This is a genomic window from Methylotetracoccus oryzae, from assembly GCF_006175985.1.
Lineage (GTDB): Bacteria > Pseudomonadota > Gammaproteobacteria > Methylococcales > Methylococcaceae > Methylotetracoccus > Methylotetracoccus oryzae.
Genome location: NZ_SRSH01000002.1, coordinates 147,363 through 162,005, shown reverse-complemented (window position 1 = coordinate 162,005; position 14,643 = coordinate 147,363). Strand labels below are relative to the sequence as shown.

Annotated in this window: 19 protein-coding genes; 10 read left to right on the top strand and 9 right to left on the bottom strand. The window is 63.3% G+C overall.

The annotated features are described in order from the left end of the window. Position 1 precedes the first annotated feature (1 nt). Complete coding sequence (gene ndhC, locus BWR02_RS03465; protein WP_139556359.1) at positions 2 to 421, bottom strand: NADH-quinone oxidoreductase subunit A; 420 nt, start codon at positions 419 to 421, stop codon at positions 2 to 4. Between the two features lie 373 nt (positions 422 to 794). Between ndhC and BWR02_RS03460 the strand changes: the two genes are divergently transcribed. Genes BWR02_RS03460 through BWR02_RS03440 form a run of 5 tightly spaced genes read left to right on the top strand, consistent with a single transcriptional unit; the run spans position 795 to position 3,404 of the window. Then, positions 795 to 1,265 carry a ferritin family protein gene (locus BWR02_RS03460; RefSeq protein WP_139556358.1) on the top strand — a complete coding sequence of 157 codons (471 nt, stop codon included), beginning with the start codon at positions 795 to 797 and terminating at the stop codon, positions 1,263 to 1,265. 13 nt (positions 1,266 to 1,278) lie between these two features. Beyond that, a complete protein-coding gene (locus BWR02_RS03455; protein ID WP_236101876.1) occupies positions 1,279 to 2,055 on the top strand; it encodes a Nif3-like dinuclear metal center hexameric protein in 777 nt (258 codons plus the stop codon). A gap of 13 nt (positions 2,056 to 2,068) precedes the next feature. Then, positions 2,069 to 2,431, top strand: coding sequence for a GIY-YIG nuclease family protein (locus BWR02_RS03450; RefSeq protein WP_236101874.1), 363 nt, complete (start codon positions 2,069 to 2,071; stop codon positions 2,429 to 2,431). 54 nt (positions 2,432 to 2,485) lie between these two features. Further along, on the top strand, positions 2,486 to 3,034 hold the full coding sequence (locus tag BWR02_RS03445) for a GNAT family N-acetyltransferase (protein ID WP_162559990.1): 549 nt from the start codon (positions 2,486 to 2,488) through the stop codon (positions 3,032 to 3,034). A 1-nt stretch (position 3,035) separates the two neighbouring features. Further along, positions 3,036 to 3,404 carry a hypothetical protein gene (locus BWR02_RS03440; RefSeq protein ID WP_139556355.1) on the top strand — a complete coding sequence of 123 codons (369 nt, stop codon included), beginning with the start codon at positions 3,036 to 3,038 and terminating at the stop codon, positions 3,402 to 3,404. Between the two features lie 42 nt (positions 3,405 to 3,446). On the opposite strand, the gene BWR02_RS03435 is transcribed toward BWR02_RS03440, so the two are convergent. The 4 genes from BWR02_RS03435 to BWR02_RS03420 all read right to left on the bottom strand — a co-directional run bounded on the left by BWR02_RS03435 (position 3,447) and on the right by BWR02_RS03420 (position 7,257). Continuing rightward, positions 3,447 to 4,391, bottom strand: a complete 945-nt coding sequence (locus BWR02_RS03435) for a TraB/GumN family protein (protein WP_162559989.1) — start codon at positions 4,389 to 4,391, stop codon at positions 3,447 to 3,449. 72 nt (positions 4,392 to 4,463) lie between these two features. Then, positions 4,464 to 5,822 (bottom strand): MBL fold metallo-hydrolase RNA specificity domain-containing protein, encoded by a 1,359-nt coding sequence (locus BWR02_RS03430; protein ID WP_139556353.1) that lies wholly within the window; start codon positions 5,820 to 5,822, stop codon positions 4,464 to 4,466. Between the two features lie 58 nt (positions 5,823 to 5,880). Further along, positions 5,881 to 6,270: a hypothetical protein gene (locus tag BWR02_RS03425; protein ID WP_139556352.1), complete on the bottom strand. Its 390-nt coding sequence runs from the start codon at positions 6,268 to 6,270 to the stop codon at positions 5,881 to 5,883. Between the two features lie 90 nt (positions 6,271 to 6,360). Then, a complete protein-coding gene (locus BWR02_RS03420) occupies positions 6,361 to 7,257 on the bottom strand; it encodes an ATP adenylyltransferase family protein (RefSeq protein ID WP_139556351.1) in 897 nt (298 codons plus the stop codon). 130 nt (positions 7,258 to 7,387) lie between these two features. Between BWR02_RS03420 and BWR02_RS03415 the strand changes: the two genes are divergently transcribed. Further along, a complete protein-coding gene (locus tag BWR02_RS03415) occupies positions 7,388 to 7,972 on the top strand; it encodes a 3'-5' exonuclease family protein (protein WP_139556350.1) in 585 nt (194 codons plus the stop codon). A gap of 53 nt (positions 7,973 to 8,025) precedes the next feature. Here BWR02_RS03415 and BWR02_RS03410 read toward each other — a convergent pair whose 3' ends face one another. After that, positions 8,026 to 9,111 (bottom strand): phosphotransferase enzyme family protein, encoded by a 1,086-nt coding sequence (locus tag BWR02_RS03410; protein WP_139556349.1) that lies wholly within the window; start codon positions 9,109 to 9,111, stop codon positions 8,026 to 8,028. Positions 9,112 to 9,114: 3 nt separating this feature from the next. After that, positions 9,115 to 9,678, bottom strand: a complete 564-nt coding sequence (gene smrA / locus BWR02_RS03405; protein WP_236101901.1) for a DNA endonuclease SmrA — start codon at positions 9,676 to 9,678, stop codon at positions 9,115 to 9,117. Between the two features lie 265 nt (positions 9,679 to 9,943). Here smrA and BWR02_RS03400 point away from each other — a divergent pair, with 265 nt between their 5' ends. Next, positions 9,944 to 10,720, top strand: a complete 777-nt coding sequence (locus BWR02_RS03400; protein WP_139556347.1) for a M90 family metallopeptidase — start codon at positions 9,944 to 9,946, stop codon at positions 10,718 to 10,720. A gap of 161 nt (positions 10,721 to 10,881) precedes the next feature. Beyond that, positions 10,882 to 11,346, top strand: coding sequence for a DUF3429 domain-containing protein (locus BWR02_RS03395; protein WP_139556346.1), 465 nt, complete (start codon positions 10,882 to 10,884; stop codon positions 11,344 to 11,346). 41 nt (positions 11,347 to 11,387) lie between these two features. Here the strand turns inward: BWR02_RS03395 and BWR02_RS03390 are convergent, their stop codons facing one another. Then, positions 11,388 to 12,353: an AEC family transporter gene (locus BWR02_RS03390; RefSeq protein WP_139556345.1), complete on the bottom strand. Its 966-nt coding sequence runs from the start codon at positions 12,351 to 12,353 to the stop codon at positions 11,388 to 11,390. 401 nt (positions 12,354 to 12,754) lie between these two features. Here BWR02_RS03390 and BWR02_RS03385 point away from each other — a divergent pair, with 401 nt between their 5' ends. Further along, on the top strand, positions 12,755 to 12,937 hold the full coding sequence (locus BWR02_RS03385) for a hypothetical protein (protein WP_139556344.1): 183 nt from the start codon (positions 12,755 to 12,757) through the stop codon (positions 12,935 to 12,937). Positions 12,938 to 12,958: 21 nt separating this feature from the next. Next, the gene (gene yjgA / locus BWR02_RS03380; RefSeq protein ID WP_139556343.1) at positions 12,959 to 13,474 is read left to right on the top strand and encodes a ribosome biogenesis factor YjgA; all 516 of its coding nucleotides are present in this window, start codon (positions 12,959 to 12,961) and stop codon (positions 13,472 to 13,474) included. A gap of 87 nt (positions 13,475 to 13,561) precedes the next feature. Here yjgA and BWR02_RS03375 read toward each other — a convergent pair whose 3' ends face one another. Then, positions 13,562 to 14,623 carry a DUF2333 family protein gene (locus BWR02_RS03375; protein WP_139556342.1) on the bottom strand — a complete coding sequence of 354 codons (1,062 nt, stop codon included), beginning with the start codon at positions 14,621 to 14,623 and terminating at the stop codon, positions 13,562 to 13,564. Between the last annotated feature and the right edge of the window lie 20 nt (positions 14,624 to 14,643).

Below are 14,643 nucleotides of genomic sequence, written 5' to 3'. Positions count from 1 at the left end.
CTTACCCCCGCTCCGACAACAATGAATCTTGCAGCTGCTGCCGGCGGGTGCGCCAGTCGAGCGCACCCAGCTTCCACAGATAAACCAGTGCAGCCAGCAGCACACTGACGAACACCAGCATCTCCAGATACCCGGGCCAGCCGACCTCGCGCACCGCTACGGCCCAGGCGAAGATAAAGATGGCTTCCAGGTCGAATATCACGAAGAAGATCGCGATCGGCCAGAAATGCACGCCGAGGTGCAGGTGGGTATCGCCGACCGAGAGGATGCCGGATTCGAAGGGCTCGTCGCGCGCCTGACTGCGGCGGCGCTGGGCGACAAAGCGGGGAATGGCCAGCATCACACCGACGACGCCGAGTACCAGCAGGAAGTAGATCGCCAGCGGTACGAGCGACTCGACCTGCACCCGATCGACGTTCATGAAACCCCCTGGGCATTGCCCGCCGCCGACACCTTGGTCCGCGTGCTCCCCGGCGCGCGATCCCGGAATGTTTGCCGACTGTACAGCGAATCCTCCGACTAGGGAAGGATTGCCAAACCGAGCCGGCGGTATCGAAGACCCGTTGGAGGCGTGACACGAACTCAACCCCGGACCGGCCGGAAGCCAGCCCGCTCCGCCATCCGTACCGGGCATCAGCGGCTATGCCATTGCGAAAAGTTCGGCGCTATGATGTGCGTTCGGACAGGTCGTGCGACGGTACTGGGTCCCGATGGACGCCGTCCTGCCGACTTGCCCATGCGGAGCGGAACGACCGCCGCGACCGGAGGGAATCGAATACAGTGAGGATCGAATCATGACAACCAGAATGCATAACTTCGAGCAGGTCAAGGACGTACTCGCCTACGGTATCGATCTGCACACACGGCTGCGCGAGACCTACGATCAACTCGGGCTTCAGTCCGAACAGACCCGGGTCAAGATGGTGCTCGATTACCTCAGCCGGCATGAGCGAAACCGCCAGCAGGCCATGGAGCGCTTCGAAGAAGGTACGCGCCGCAAGATACTCGAGCAGTGGTTGCAGTACGCGCCGAGCTCGAACATCGAAGGGCTGCTCGCCCATTCCAGCACGCGCAGCAACCTGACGGTGGACGACGTGATCACGATGGCGATGCGCTTCGACGACGCACTGATTGCCATCTACCGCGAAACCGCCAACGAGATCGACGATACCCATGCGCGCGAAGTCTTTCAGAACCTCGCCGAAATGGAACATCGCGAAAAACAGCGGTTCGTCCGCGACGCCGAATGGGTGCAGGACATCTGACAGCCGCCTGTTCGTGGGCCCGGCCACGACGACTCGCGCCGAACTCGACCGGTTTCTTACCGAACTGTTCGATCCGGCCTCATTTGCCGATTACGGCCCCAACGGGCTGCAGATCGAGGGAACGGATGAGATCGCGCGGGTCGCGTTCTCTGTGTCGGCAACGGCGCACTCGGCTGCCGTGGCGGTGCAACAGGACGCACAGGCGCTCATCGTCCATCACGGGCTGTTCTGGCAGTTCCATGGCGCGCGCACCCTGACCGGACCGTTCGCACGACGGGTCTTCCCATTGGTGCGCCACGGCATCAATCTGTTCGCCTACCATCTGCCGCTGGACGCGCACCCGGAGATCGGCAACGCCGCGCAGCTCGGTCTGCGAATCGGCTTGACCGAACTCGATGCCTTCGGCAATCATCAGGGCCGGCCCACCGGTATCCGCGGCTGCTTGCCTGAGCCGCTGCCGGCCGCCGCGTTACGGATGCGCCTGCAGACGGCGCTGGATCATGCGGTGCTGCTGGCGTCCCCCGACGACCCGCGGCCGATCCGCTCGATCGGCATCATCACCGGCGGCGCCAACGGCGGCTGGAAAGACGCGGTGGCCGCCGGTCTCGACGCCTACGTGACCGGCGAGATGAGCGAGCATGATTGGCATGAAGCAAGGGAAGCGGGCATCTACATGTTTGCGGGCGGGCACCACGCGACCGAGCAGTTCGGGATCCAGGCGCTCATGGCTCACGTGTCCGACGCCTTCGCTTTGGACTGTTTCTATATACCCAGCGACAACCCGGCCTAAGGACATCAGCACCGTGCACCGAGCCTACCAATTGCATATCGTGGTTCCGGAACCTCTGAGCGTCCGCGTCGGGGCTCTCGGTCTATGCGACTTTCCTGCAGGCCGTTACGTGTACACCGGCAGCGCGCGGCGGAACCTCGCAGCACGGATCGGACGTCATCTGACGGCCGAAAAGCCGGCACGCTGGCACATCGACTATCTACTCGGCGCCCGGGGTGTCGCGATCGAAGCCGTCACCAGCTTTGCCCGGCCGGAATGCCTGCTCAATGGCGTCACCGGAGGGCATATTCTGGTACCCCGGTTCGGCGCGGGGGACTGCCGCTTCGGCTGTGGCAGTCATCTGAAGTATGTCGGCGCGCTGGCGGGTTCCCGTTAGACCGGGCGGGCATCGCCGCGGGCCTGCCTGATGCAGGTCGCATCAACATCCCCCATGCGCGACACCGCCACGACGAACGGCCTTCGACAGGAACCTCGATTGACACCGGTGCTGCCGCTGGATGCCGCGGCAGTGTCCGCGATGGCCTGGGACATCTGGCATCGGCATTACTACCCGGACATTCTGTCCCTGGCAGCCATCAGGCACCTGTGGGATCGTGCCTATCGTCCCGAGCTGATCGCGGCCGACATCGACCGCGGCGCCTCCTACCGCTGGATCGAGCGGGAACAGACCCGCGTTGGCTTCGTCGCCTGGCGTTCGGATCCGGCCGAACCGCTCCTGTGGCTCAGTAAACTGTACGTCGTGCCGGAATGCCACGGAATGGGTTTCGGGGCCCATGCGTTGGCCTGTGCCGAGCGCGCCGCCCACGACCGGGCGCTGCCGGAGATCCGGCTCTATGTCTTCAAGAAGAACCTGCGAGCGATCCGCGCCTACCAACGGGCCGGATTCCGAATCGCTCAGGAGGAGATTTCCGACGCGGGCAGCGGCTTCGTCTACGACGACTACGTCATGAGCAAGACCGTGGCAAGCGGGGCTGCATAGCATGTCTTCCCTTCGTCGCCATCTGACCGACCGTCGCTCTCTGGCGGTCGCGGGCGGCGTCGCCTTTCTCGTGACACCGCTGTGCGGCTGGCTTTTCAGCTGTGGTTGCGACTGGCCCTGGCATGGCCTCGCGGCCCATTGCAATTACTTCGACCCGGCCGCAACCCGGCACTGTCCCTGGTGTGAACACGCGCTAGCGAGCACGGCAGCGATACTGTTGGCAACGGCGGCCGGGATTGCCGTCGCCCGCCGGACTATCCCAAGCGTAAAACGACGTGGCAGCAGTGCGGTCGCCGCGGTCGCGGGACTGGCCGTCGCGCTGGCAACGCTGCTGCTCGCCGGTACCCTGACCCTGGCGGTCAACGGCTAGCGCTCGTGTCCTCGACTGCGCACATAGCGAGCTGCGTCGGGCTCAGTAGACGGGCGTCACACGATAGCCGAGCGCCTCCAGCCGGCCCAGCAGGCCTTTCGGGCCCGGCAAGTGTAGTGCGCCTATGGCGATGAAGGCGCCGCCGCCCGAAAGAAAGGGCTCCATCCGGTCGACCATCCGGGCGTTACGATCCCATAAGAGTTGCTGTAGCAGATGTCGATACCGCGCTGACTCGCTGAGCCCGTAGCGGGTTGCCATCGCCGCGAGAGCGCCCAGATCACGGTTCAGATAGAGTTGTTTGGTCTGTTCGATGTCAGCCTGCAGCGTCTCGTAGTAACAGACCGCATCGCGGACCAGCGCCACCTGCTCCTCCCGTGGCAGACCGGCGATGACGTCAGCCTGTTCAGCCACCGTTTCGAGACCCTCGACGGTCTTGCCCTGACTCTCGGCCCGCGTGGCCAGCACCAGATCCAGCGGCAATCCCCCCGTTGCGGGCGGGGTGCTCAAGGTCAGATACAAGGCCCAGGGTTTCAACATCGCACCGATCGCGTCCGGAATCCCGTAGCGGGGCAACAAGGCCATCGCACGGCCGAACAACGGGCTGCCGAGTTCGCTTCGGAGGGCGTCGGCGTCCGTATTGAGCATGCTGCGGGACCAGTTCGCCATCTCCTCAACATCCAGCTTCGCCTCCATGACGAAGCGCCGACTACGATCCAGCGCGTCGGCTACCGGCTCGGGAATCCTCACCAGCGCGGGGTCGCCAAGGTGTATCGTGCCGAACAGGTAACTCGGCACCGCCGTACCCCTGGTGATCCTCCACAGCAATCCTCGCGCATGGGATGACGGGGTGGGTTCGGACGGGGATACCGCAAGATTCAACGGCGGACAGGACAGGTCCGCGTCGACGGGTGCCGCCGCGACCGCCACCAAACCCGTCAGCCACAAGGAGAAGATCGGCGCCCATCGCGCCCACGTCGGTCTTCGCACGCACATCCTCCAAGACACTCCTGTCGTCGGGCGCGGCCAGGCGGAGCAGCGCGCTGCCGGCCGCGGCCGCCCTCAGTTCAGCGCCACCACTTCGCGGTACTCCGGCACCCGGACCCGCCAGCCCAGGCGCTCCGCGATCCGCAGCCGCAGCGCATCCGCGGCTTCAGGCTCCCCGTGGGTGATGAAGATCTCCGTCGGCGGAGTCGCGAACCCTTGCAGCCAGTCGAGCGTCTCCTGATAGTCGGCGTGAGACGAAAGATTGTCGACCACGCCGATCTCTGCACGAACCGGCACGTAATCGCCGTGGACCTTGATCTCGTCGGTACCGCCGAGCAGCCGGGCACCGCGCGTACCGCCAGCCTGATGGCCCGTAAACAGGATGGTATTGCGTGCATCGGGCGCAAAGGCCTTCAAATGGTGCAGCACCCTTCCGCCCGTCGCCATGCCACTCGCGGAAATCAGGATCATCGGCGCACGCGACGCGCTGAGCGCCTTCGACTCGTCAGCCGTGTTCACGTAGCTGACATGGCGGCACATGGCCTCGCATTCGTCACTGCCCAAACGATGCTCACCGGCGAAACGACGGAAGATCTGGGTCGCGTCGATGGCCATCGGGCTATCCAGGTAGACCGGCAAGTCAGGAATTGCGCCTTGCAACTTCAGCTGCCGGATGCAGTACAGCACCGTCTGCGCTCGTCCGACCGCAAATGCCGGGATCAGCACGACGCCGCCGCGGGCCGCGGTGCGGTTCACCACATCGCGAAGGACCGCCAAAGGGTCGACGGCCGGATGGCGCCGATTGCCATAGGTCGACTCCAGCACCAGGTAATCCGCGCGCGGGAGCTTGACCGGTGGCCGCATCGTCAGGTCATGCGGGCGTCCCAGATCGCCTGAAAATGCCAGGCGTAGAGAACCGTGGTCGAGCGTCACGAAGGCCGAGCCCAGCAGATGGCCGGATGGAGCCAGCTCGACCGACAAGTCCTTTCCGATCGCAAAAGGAGTACCGAAATCGCAAACCTGCAGCCGCTTCAGCGCCGCGGCCGCATCGTCCTGCGTATACAACGGCAGCGCGGGCCGGTGCCGCGAATAGCCGCGACGATTCGCAAACTCGGCCTCCTCCTCCTGCAGATGGGCACAGTCCGGAAGGAGAACCTCACATAAGGCCCGGGTTGCCGGCGTGCAATACACCGGCCCCCGAAATCCGTCGCGCACCAGCAGCGGCAGATAACCCGTGTGATCGATGTGCGCATGGGTCAGGACCACCGCCTCGATGCTGCCCGGATCGACCGGAAAGCGCTCCCAATTGCGCAAGCGGAGCTGCTTGTAACCCTGGAACAAGCCGCAGTCCACGAGGATCCGCTGGTTGTCCGTCGTCACGAGATACTTCGACCCCGTCACGGTCCCGGTGGCGCCATAGAATGCCAGCTTCATGCGAAACCTCCCGGTAAGCCTGCCCCTCTCTCGCCTGTTCGGACCTCGGTCCGTGAACTCAGGGCTCGTCGCCGACCGGCGAGCCATCGGTTTCGGATCCATCGGGGCTCTTGCCTCCACGCCGCAACGCCGCGCGGGGCCGGCGGTGGGCCCGCATCTCCTGCCAGTTGTCCCTGAGCATCTGCAGATGCTGCTCCATCAGACGGGCCTTTTCCTGCGGATCCTTAGCGTCCCGGATCCGGTGCATCAAATCGTGCATGGCGATCATGTCCTGCTGGCGTTTCCTCAACATCTCTTCGGCTCGATCCGATACATCGGCCTCGGCTCCCGAACTCCCTCGGGACATGGCACCCTTGGCGCTCGCGGCCGAGCGCTCGGCATAGGTCTGAGGGCTGGCAGCGGCCAGTACCAGACACCCGGCCGCGGTAAGGAGGAGCTTTCTGTTCATCGTCGTCGTAACCCTTGGCATAAGTTTCAGGCGGTCGCGCCCACGATGCACCGGAGTGCCCATTCCGGGTGCGCAGTGTACGCGAAAGATTCATGGCGGCAGGGCGACTTGGGTCAGCACCGCCAGCGGTCCGGACTCGAGTATCTGTTCGAGTTCCTCGTGGCGCTTGACGAACAATGAGCCCACAAAAGCCAGCGCATTGACCGAGACCGTGCCATAGCGCTCCTCGGAGCGCGGGACGATCATCATCCAGTGCCGGGTCAACAGCAAGTTGTACGAGCCCGATGCGCGCACGGCCCGATCCAGGTCGATCGGCGCCAGACCCACCGCGTCGAGCAGCAAGCCGTACTCCGCCTGCGTGCGCTCGGCCAGCGTCTGCGGCGTATCCCCGACCTCGTGGTGTATCCACATGACGGCATGGCGGAACGGCAGTTCCGGAATGTGGGCGATGTCGGAGCCCGATCCGGCGGCGAACAGCGGCGCGAACGGGTACGGGTCCGGCGCGTCGCTCATAGGCAGCGGAACCAATTGCAGGTGGCGGTGCGGCTGGCTTGCGCCCGAGGCTCGGCCGCTGTTGAAAAACGCGATGCCGTCGACCTCCGACAGGCAGGTCCAGACCGCCTCGAGATCCGCAAAGGTCAGCATGTTTTCCTGCGGTTCGAAGTGCCGCGTGACGATCAGCAGATGATGATCGACGACGCTGAATTTATTCAGCAGACAGAGGTGGCTCGCGCTGACATCGCAGACGAAGAGGTCCGGATCGTAGGGAAGGAACGGGTTGGCACCCTCTCCGGCGCCCGAGCCGTCACCGCTCGCCAGCGCCTTTGAGGCCAGATTGCGCGCGCTCCTGAGCATGAAAGGGATACCGCGGTCGCGGGTCATGACCCGCTCGGTATCGATGGGTTGCAAAGCCCCGTTAACCCGGGCCCGAGCCGCCCGCCGCATGACCAGTTGCCAGAATCGACCTTTCGGAAATGGCGCATTCATTCGCCTCGCCTCCGAGCCGCTGCGGTGATGTCGCTTGCAGGGTAGCACGCCGGGGCCAGATTCCCTAGGCCCGCACGGCCCGGTGCGTCCGCCGCGTGCTGCCTTGTTCGATCAGGTACAATCCAGGCCCATGAGCAAGCCCCGCCCCCCCGAGATTTTTCTGAGCGTCGACATCGAAGCCGACGGTCCCATTCCCGGTCCCCACTCGATGCTGAGTCTGGGCGCCGTCGCGTATACGGCCGAAGGCGAAAACATCGGCGACTTCTTCGTCAACCTGGAGACCCTGCCGGAGGCCCAACCGCACCCTGCGATGACCGAATGGTGGCAGCAGTTCCCTGAAGCCTGGGAGGCCTGCCGCGAAAGCCCACAGTCCCCGGCGGCCGCGATGACCCGCTTCGCCGACTGGATCGAGACGCTGCCCGGTTTGCCGATCTTCGTCGCCTGGCCGGCGACCTGGGATTTCATGTGGGTGTACTGGTATCTGATCCGCTTTACCGGCCGGCGTCCGTTCTCCGAGCACGGCATCGACATTCGCTCCTACGCCATGGGCATGCGCCGCAAGCCGTTCGGCAAGAGCGGCAAGAACTACCTGCCGAAGCGCTGGTTGTCGGGCGGATCGCACACGCACGTCGCACTTGACGATGCGAAGGAACAGGGTGAATTGTTCATGAACATGTTCAAGGAGAACTCGGCGAAGGCGCTGGGAAATTCCTAGCGACCGCTGGCATCAGGCGCTGCACTGACCCTAAGCGGTGTCGCTCGGCCCGCTCACCCGCTCCCGCACACCGAGCGAATCGTCTTCTCCTGACGCTCGATACTTTCCACTAACTGGAACTGGATCTGCGCGCGCCGGAGGTTCTGGCCCGGCTCCGTCACATGAAAATATCGGTCGCCCGCCATATGATCGGTCAAGAACCGCAGACCGAGTTCGAACGGTAGTAACCGAATGGCATCGAACAGGTAGGCGATGTCGGACCCTGTCAGGAAGTGCGCGGCTTCGGCGAAATAGCCAGCCAGCACCTCGCGGCATAGTTCGACGTCGAACTCCACCGACTCCGCTCCGCCTTCCCCTGCGCGATTGCAGCACGACCGGAGGCAGTCGCCGAGATCGTAGTGGATCAGGCCCGGCTTCACGGTATCGAGATCGATCATCGCAACCGCGACTCCCGTGGACTCGTCGAAAAGAATGTTGTTGAGTTTAGGGTCGCCGTGAATCACACGATCAGTCAGCGCGCCCGCAGCTTTCGCATCCTCAAGAACGCGAGCGAATTCGCGGCGCGCCTGGACGAACTCCAGTGCAGCCCGCAGCGAGGGGGGCCTTTCTCCACCGAAATCCGCGTGGACTCGATCGAATGTGGCCAGATAGCCCGGCGTGACATGAAAACCCGGCAGTGTATCGTGCAGGCGGTCCGGATCGAGATCGGCGAGCAGCGCGTGGAAGTGGCCCAGGGCTCGCCCGATCTCAACTGCCTGAACCTCGTCCCCGATGGCGTCGAACGACTGCGTTCCATCAATGAAATCGAGCGCTCGCCAGACTTCACCTTCGTCGTCGATAAGGAAATCAGCACCGTCGAGCGTCGGTATCATGCCCGGCAGCTGCAAGGCCAGCCTCTCTGGCGCCCTCGCGCTGGCCAGATGATCATGCAACGTCCTCAGGTTGCGTTGCACCTGCGCAGGCTCGGGAAAAACGCGGCGGTTGATCCGCTGCAGGATGACCCGCGCCGGCGCATCCGTTTCGACCAGCAGCGTGGTGTTGATCAGACCCGAGCCGAACGGACGAACGCTCAGCAAGCACCCGGGCAACGGGAATCGGCCGGCGATCGTCCGCCAGCGCTCGTCAGCCGAACAAGCCACCGGTCAGAGCTCCGGTTTCGCGTCGATCAGGCCCAGGCGGCGCCGCGTGCGCTGCTTCTGGCGCTCGCTCTTTTTCAGCAGTACATACACTGCGCCGGTACCACCATGAAACCCCTGCGCGCTGTGAAAGGCCATGACCTCGGGAAACTGGGGCAGCCACTTCGCCACATAGCTTTTGAGCAATGCGGCCGGTCGATCGGGATGCCGCCCGCCTTTGCCGTGGCTGATCAGCGCGCTGCGCACGTCGCGGGCCATGCAGTCGCGGATGAACTGAAAAACTTCGCAACGCGCTTGCTCAACCGTCAGCTGATGCAGGTCCAGTACGGCATCGATCGGGTAAGCACCCTGCCTGAGTTTGCGGAACACACCATGTTGCATGCCTGGGCGCATGAAACTCAGTTCGGCTTGTGGATGAACGAGTTCCACGAAGGCTGTCGTCAGGAAGTTGTCGTTCTGGGTCTGCGCCCGCTGAGCAGCATCGCGCCGATACTGCTGGCCGGGCGTTCGATCAAAGTGCGGCTTCTGCACGACGCGCTCGACCGCCTTGAGCGGTTGGACATCGGCCATTTCGCGAGAGAAAAATTCGAGGTCGTCGTCTTTGATGCGCATGACGTCAACGAAAAAAAGGAACGGGAGCAGCTTGACCGCATGCGGCTTGCGGCCCGAGCTTATCAAAAAATTCGCACGGAAATCGTAGAAAAAATTCGATCCGCAGAGCCATCCGGCGGTTGCGCGTCCTGACTGATGACCGGGTTTGCGCTGTGCGGCGTTGCTCGCGTCCTGGTCAGAGTAGCGCGCTGTCCTCAACTTTCCAGACATCATTCTGATCCCGATGTTCCGACACTGGCATCGACTGCGGGAAAAGCGGCTACTGGAGCGTCATCGTATCGATGAGGCACTCTGGCGCCATACTCTCCGGGATTTGCCCCTGCTGCGCGACCTGTCAGCCGCGGAGGACGAACGTCTCAGGCACCTCACCACACTCTTCCTCGCGCGGAAGCGGTTCGAGCCGGTACTCGGCTTGCAACTGGATCAACCGATGCGGCTCCTGATCGCCGTGCAGGCGTGCCTGCCCATTCTCAACCTCGACGGCGAATGGGACAGAGACTGGCGAACCGTGATCGTCTATCCCGGCGAATTCATCCGGCCACGGAGCGAGGTCGACGCTGCGGGCGTCATGCACGAGTGGTCGGAGGTCCTGAGCGGAGAATCCTGGGATCGTGGCCCGCTGGTTCTGTCCTGGGCCGATGTCGAAGCCTCGGGGCACGGCGAAGGCTACAACGTGGTCATTCACGAAATGGCACACAAGCTCGATGCCCTGAACGGCGAAACCGACGGACTCCCGCCACTCCATCCCGACATGCGAGTGTCGGACTGGACCCGTGTCTTTCGCGCTGCGTTCGAGAAACTCGTGAGCGCTGTCGAGCGCGATCAGCCTCAGCCGCTGGATCCTTACGCGGCAGAATCTCCGGCCGAATTTTTCGCCGTCATCAGCGAGGCCTTCTTCGAGACCCCCGGTCTGGTCAAGGCCTTCTACCCGCCGGTCTATAGCCTTCTGGTCGAGTTCTATCGTCAGGATCCGGCGACACGACTCGCCTCGCGCACTTGACCTGACCAGCACGCCGCGACCCGAAAGACCTTGGCCCATAAGCCGCGCAGGGGGGTGTTTCGGAACCACCGCCCCCACCGGCATGGTCAAACAGTCGCTACAATCGGCCCAGCGGCCTATGATTCAATCGTGAATACACAGTTCCCATTCGGTCCATAGAAATGAACACCCGCCCGATCAACCCAACTCCGCCCGTTCCGTTCTGGCTCGGGACGGCAGCGATGCTGCCCTTCGTCGTGCTGACGAGCGGACTCTACGCACTCCCGTCGGAGTATCGCAACACTCTGGTGTTCTGGCTATCGAGTTACGGTGCCGTCGTCCTCAGCTTCGTCGGGGCGATACACTGGGGGCTGGCTCTGGTACATCCGAAGATGCTGTACGGCGATCGAATGACGTCAATGGGCTGGAGCGTCGTGCCGGCGGCTGCAGCTTGGTCGTCCTTTCTGGTGCCCGCCGAGTCGGGCTTGCTGTTGATGGCCGGCTCCTTTGCAGCGCAATACGGAGCAGATCAACAGTTTGAGTCCCGCTTCAGCGTGCCTGAATGGTACCCGCCGCTGCGCACCAGTTTGACGGCTGTCGCCGCGCTTTGCCTCATCCTGGCGGTCGCACGCTTGCGCCTGTCCTGAACCCCCTGGCCGAGTAGGGCCATGCCATGGCCCGAGCCTGGCTAACGTAGGATGCCGGGCCAGATCATTCCGCTCAGATAACAGACGATGGGCATCGCAATCACCATGGCAAGGGTTGTCAGTGTGACGACCTGAAACGATTGACCGACGAAAACACCGTATTGCTGCGCGATCGGAGGCACGCTTTTCGCGGTCGGCAGTGATGCCATGATGACGAAGGAAACCGCATAGCCCGGTGGCAGATCGAACGAAGTCGCCAGGATGATCCCGAGGGCTGACGAGACCACGATCCGGAAAAACGACAACACCAGGATCTGTGACAGATCGCTACGCAGCAGGGTCGGGTCGATCCCCATGCCCACGGCGAAGAGCGCGGTCGCGAAAGTCGCGTCGCCGACCTTTTCGAAGGTTTCGTGCAGCCAGCCGGGAATCGGGACAGCGAGCAGCGAAAGCAGAAGCCCGGCGATGGCGGACAGGACCAGCGGGTTTTTCAACACCTCGACGAAGGTCCGCCCCAGGGTTGGCAACAGCTTCGAGGAGGTGCTGCGCCTGCCCACCTGGATCAGCAGAACCGTGACCGGCACCGCCGTGACCAGACTGATCACGGTATTGGCGATCACCGGGACGATGGTATAGGTCGGCCCGATGAGGTCGAGCATGATCGGCAGGCCGACGATTCCGGCCGAGACGAAGGAACCGGTCAGCGCCGCCATGGCTGCTTCCGCCATCGGGCGCTGAAAAGCGAAGAGATAAACGGACAGCACGACCCCATACATGATGACCACAAAGGCCAGCGTCGCGGCGGTGAAGGCGGGCTGGAACAACACCGCGAGCGGCTGACCGACAAGGTGATCGAGGATGATCGCCGGGAATGTGGCGTAGAGGAGGAATTTCAAAAGGGCGTCACCATGCTCCGGCCGGAAGATGCCGAGGCGAATGAAGGTAAAGCCCAGAGCGACCGGGATTATGACCGGCATCATCAGCGCGAAAATATGCAGAAACAGCATGGCCGACTCCTAGCACCAGCGATTAGCGACGCATAACGCGGGGACGTCCGGCGATGCCCGAGTTGCACGTCCTCGCCCTGCATGGATGCGCGGCACGCACCATCGGGCCATGAAGTCAGCACAATTTAGCAGCTTGACCCAGCGGCGTTCCTGGCGGGTCGGGGTGGGCGGCGGCCAGACTCGGCCTGCCGGTTCGCCGGCCTGACGAAATGTCCGTAGCAACCGGCCATGTGGGCCGATGCCTCGCTCGACGGGAATGCCTGCGACACCAGCGGCGGCCGTGCCGGTCGGACCAGCCGATGCAGGAGCGCGGCCACACCGTAGTCTCAACCAACCTTGGGCTTTACCTGCTCGCCGGTTTCGCGTAGCGTCTCCCACACCCTGACGGAGCGACACGACTGATGCCTTCCACGCTGGAATCGATATTGCTGAGCGCTCTGGTCGTTCTGGTGCTGATCTGGTGGACACCGGGGATCCGCTCGGCCCTGGCGCTCAGCCGCCATGCGCCGAGCCACTGGCCGAGCGTCCTCTGGCCGCTGAGCTTCGTCGTGTTGTTCGTGATCGGCCTGATCCTCCTGACCTGAAAAGCCAAGCCCGAACGTGCGATGGACTCATTCGAAGAAAACGGAACCGAACGCCCCAGCAAGAGCAGCCTCAAACGGGAAGCTCAGTCATTGCAGGACCTGGGCAGCGACCTCCTGGCGCTGTCGCCGGACCAACTGACACGGATGGAACTGCCCGGGGAACTGTACGACGCGCTCCGTCAGGGACAGTCTCTGAAACAGGACGGATCCCTGAAACGGCAGCGCAAATACATCGGCAAACTGCTAAGGCAGGTCGACGCCGAACCGATCCGGCAAAAGCTTGAGATGCTCACACAGGTGAGCGCCGCGACAACGCGATCGTTGCACCGCATCGAAGCCTGGCGCGACCGCCTTCTGGCCGACGGCGACAGCGCCATCGCATCCCTGCTGGCGGAATGCCCGGAAGCAGACCGGCCGAAACTCCGAAGCCTGGTGGAAACTGCGCGCACCGAGCGGCTGCGGGCGCAGCCGCCGCGCGCTGCGCGGCTGCTGTTCAAATACCTGCGGGAACTGTTCGCGGAAGCGCAGTCGGAATAGGCGCCGCGCGGAATCTGGTTTCGCTGCCGCGGAGCCCACCCGTGTAGCGTGCCCCGCGAGATAACCTGAGAAGGCTGAAAAGCAAGCCTACCCCTGTTGGAGCAGATTGCGGAGATCGATCGTGGCCGCGTTGGCACGGGCGATATAATTCGCCAGCGTGAGTGAATAGTTGGCGAAGATGCCAAAACCCCCGCCGTTAAGAATAATCGGACTCAGATAAGGCGCCTGGCCGGCCTCGAGTTCCCGAATAATCGCCTGCAGCGAAACCAGCGCCGTCTTGTTCCCCAGGATTTCACGGAAATCGAATTCGACGGCCTTTAGCACGTGCATTGCTGCCCAGCTATATCCTCGCGCCTCGAAAAAGATATCGTCGATGTTCCACCAAGGGGTCTTCGGCATGGTCTGGCGGCGGTCAGCCGGATTGGTGTTCTGAGGCACCAGGTCGGCCGCAACCAGACCGGTATCACCGGCACTGGCGCTCAGGCGGTTCGACAAGCTGCCGAGACGTTTCTCCAGAATTTCGAGGTATTGGCGCAAGTTGTCGGCGCGCGAGAAGAAGCTGGCGTCGCGGGTCGACAGCCGGGCGCGGTAACGCCGCATGGCCTCGATCCCCTTCTGGTATTCAGACTCGGACGACGGCAGCTGCCACGACGTGTGATCGAAATAGAAGAACGGCTCGGCCTGTGCGAGGTCGGGATCTTCTTTGGACTGCGACTGAGCGCGCGCGATGTGGTTACGCAGGGCCGAGGTCGAGTCGCGCAGCGCGGTCAACGCACCGTATTCCCAGCTCGGCATATTGTCCTCGAACACGCCAGGGGGGAACATGTCGTTGACCAGAAAGCCGCCGGGTTTGGTCAGCAGCGTTTCCGCGACCTGGATGACCGTCGTCGCGTAGGTATAGCCGAGAGGCAACTGCTTGGCATCTTTGACCTTACCCTCTTTGGCGGCCGTTGCGACGACGTCGAAACGGTCCGGCTCCTCGCCCCAGTACTCGGCGATGGCGAGAAACACGACGATGAAGATGATCGACAGCATGGCGATCGTCCACGAGACGCCTTTCTCCTTCATCGTTTCCGGGTGAAAGGCCCGAAAGAGTCCGGAATTGGACGCCTTCGACTTACCCGGGGGTTTCTGAGGCGAGAATGCCATCATCAGTTCCTGTATCTTAG